The organism is Kosmotoga sp., assembly GCF_982836095.1.
This window is the reverse complement of the sequence record NZ_CEYIHJ010000165.1, coordinates 1-2,736: the sequence shown is the minus strand read 5'-3', so window position 1 is coordinate 2,736 and position 2,736 is coordinate 1. Positions and strand designations below refer to the sequence as shown.

At 42.1% G+C, this 2,736-nt stretch carries 2 protein-coding genes and 1 riboswitch; of the genes, one reads left to right on the top strand and one right to left on the bottom strand.

Features of this window, described 5'->3' with window-relative positions; translation table 11 throughout:
• Positions 1-213: 213 nt before the first annotated feature.
• The gene (xpt, locus tag AC3LHT_RS09310) at positions 214-813 is read right to left on the bottom strand and encodes a xanthine phosphoribosyltransferase (RefSeq protein ID WP_488662695.1); all 600 of its coding nucleotides are present in this window, start codon (positions 811-813) and stop codon (positions 214-216) included.
• Positions 814-853: 40 nt separating this feature from the next.
• A riboswitch (purine riboswitch) is annotated at positions 854-954 on the bottom strand.
• Positions 955-1,234: 280 nt separating this feature from the next.
• On the opposite strand from xpt, the gene AC3LHT_RS09305 reads away from it, so the two are divergent.
• The coding region (locus AC3LHT_RS09305) for a DEAD/DEAH box helicase (protein WP_488662694.1) at positions 1,235-2,736 on the top strand (1,502 nt) is incomplete at its 3' end.

Here is a 2,736-nt window from a genome sequence, read left to right as displayed (position 1 = left end):
TCATTCTAAGAGTTGGCGGCGGTATGAAACTGGGAATGCATGGATTCGTCGAATTCACCACATTAGCAGCGCTTCAAGACATTGGAAACACCATTGGAAGATTGTTTACTCTAGAATTTGGCTACACGTTCTAAGGCTGAGGAGACTCATAATAAAGAGGGGCAAATGCCCCTCTTTAATTTGTGAGCAAAAACCCTTCTTTGGAAAATTCTCCTAATCTTCAAATTCTACCTTGCCGTCGAGAGAGCGTATTTTTAGCAGGCTTATAACAGGTACATTAAAGTGAGACAGTCTTTTTCGTCCGTTTTCAAAAGTCTTTTCTATCACTCCGACTATACCCTTCAATTCAGCACCTGCGTCCAGCACCATGTTTGCGACAGCTTCAATGGTCTTCCCGCTTGCCAGAAAATCATCTACGATAAGCACTTTATCCTCAAGATTAAGCATTTCTCTGGAAAGGTATAGTTCAGTAATCCCGCCTTTTGTATGTGAAGGAGCTTCAGCTTTGATGTAGTCACACATTGTAATGGGTCGCTTTTTACGAATGAAAATCAAGGGCGTCCCCAGATACAAGCTAGTAGACATTGCCGGAGCAATGCCAGAACTCTCAACAGTAATGATCTTTGTCAATTCTATCTTTCCAAACTCTTCTACAATAGCCTTTCCAACATTTCGCATCAATTCAGGGTCTATCTGATGGTTTAAAAAGGTATCAACTTTTAAAATGCCACCTTTAAGCACTCTCCCTTCTTCTTCAACGAGTTTTTTCAACAATTGTGCGCATCTTTCAATTGCATTCATCCGATCCATCATTATTACCTCCGAAGAAAACCCGGCTCATATGAGCCGGGACAAAAAGTAAAGTCCCGCTCATAGCCAGGCAATTTACGGTTGCCGGTAGAAACTCACAGGCCATATTCCTGTGATTATATGAGCCGGAAAGAATTTTATTTGATAAGATGCTATCATGCTTCAAAGGATAAATCAACAGACTTTATTCGCTAAACGCCTTCCTATTTTTTAGCATGGCTCTGAGTTATTCTCTGATCTCTAGACACGTGTTTCTCCTTGGTTTTGCACGCTTGAGTTCCGTTATTGTAGAGGAAGATGAGAGCTACTCTCTTTTTTTCTGTCAAGGTACTTTTGAAACCTTTACCTTACCGACATAGTCTGTGATAACTACCATATCAGTTTAATGTATAATTTATAGAATATTCTTGAAAGGATTGAATGCATGAACAAAAATTTCACCGAAATGGGGTTATCCCCCAAAACGCTTAAAGCAATTGAAAAAATGGGCTTCACCCAACCTACTCCGATACAGTCTTCAGCGATTCCCACCATTCTCAAAGGCAAAGACATCATAGGACAGGCCCACACCGGAACAGGAAAGACAGCGACTTTCGCCATTCCCATGCTCGAACAGTTAGATTTCTCTTCCAAGCGCGTTCAGGCACTTGTTTTGTGTCCAACCAGAGAACTAGCAGTTCAGGTTACCAGAGAGATAAGCGCCCTTGGAGTCAATCGAAGTGAACTGAGCGCAATAACCGTGTATGGCGGGCAACCAATTGAAAGGCAAATCCGAGCTTTGAAAAAGGGTGTTCAAATTGTCGTTGGAACTCCCGGCAGGCTTATGGACCATATGCGCCGTGGAACACTCAAGCTGGACAATGTCAACTATGTGGTGTTAGATGAGGCCGATGAAATGCTAAACATGGGATTTCTTGAAGACATTGAATACATTTTGGGCGAGATTAATACTGACAGACAAACCGTTCTCTTCTCGGCAACAATGCCTAGACCAATTGTGGCATTGGCACGAAAATTCCAAAAAGATCCTGAACTCATAAGGGTGGTTGAAAGGGTTTTAACTGTTCCCACCATTGAGCAATATTATCTCGAAGTCAAAGAATCTAGTAAGACAAATGTGCTTTCACGTCTTATCGATTACTACAATCTGGGGCTTTCCCTCGTTTTTTGCAACACTAAAAAGAAAGTCGATGAGCTTGTTTTAAAGCTTCAGGAAATGAATTATTCAGCCGATGGCCTCCATGGAGACATGAGCCAGTCCCTCAGGGACAGAGTGATGAAAAGCTTCAGGAACGGATCGATCAAGATTCTCGTTGCTACCGATGTCGCTGCACGTGGTATCGATGTAGACAACATAGACGCGGTGTTCAATTACGACGTTCCAGATGATGAAGAATATTACGTACACAGAATTGGCAGAACAGGCAGAGCAGGAAAAACAGGCATGGCCTTTAGTTTTGCTTACGGACGATCACTTCATAGGCTAAGAGAGATTGAGCGTTATACAAAAATCAAAATCAATAAAATGAACATCCCGAGTTCAAGAGATATCAAGGCTAAAAAGGCTGAAGCTTTCATCGAAGAAATTGGCAGTATTCTGGAACAAGGAAATCTGGGAGACTATGTTCCCGCAGTTGAAGCACTCATCAACCGTGGTTACACCTCCTTGGAAATAGCTGCTGCATTGATAAAATTGAATCTCTTCCAAAGTGGTGGTCAGCAAGAGTTGGAATCACCTCAGGATCGCAAAATGGTAAAACTCGTTGTAAATGCCGGTAAAAAGCACAATATAAGAGCCAGAGACCTTGTTGGTGCTATTACTGGAGAAGCAGGTATTTCCGGAGATAGAATAGGGGCTATCAAGCTTCTGGATAAACGCAGCTATGTTGAAATTGAACAGAAATACGTTGAACTCGTTATTGAGTC

Excerpts from the sequence above, each read along its gene's own strand:
- xpt (WP_488662695.1), bottom strand. The coding sequence starts at position 813 with ATGATGGATCGGATGAATGCAATTGAAAGATGCGCACAATTGTTGAAA.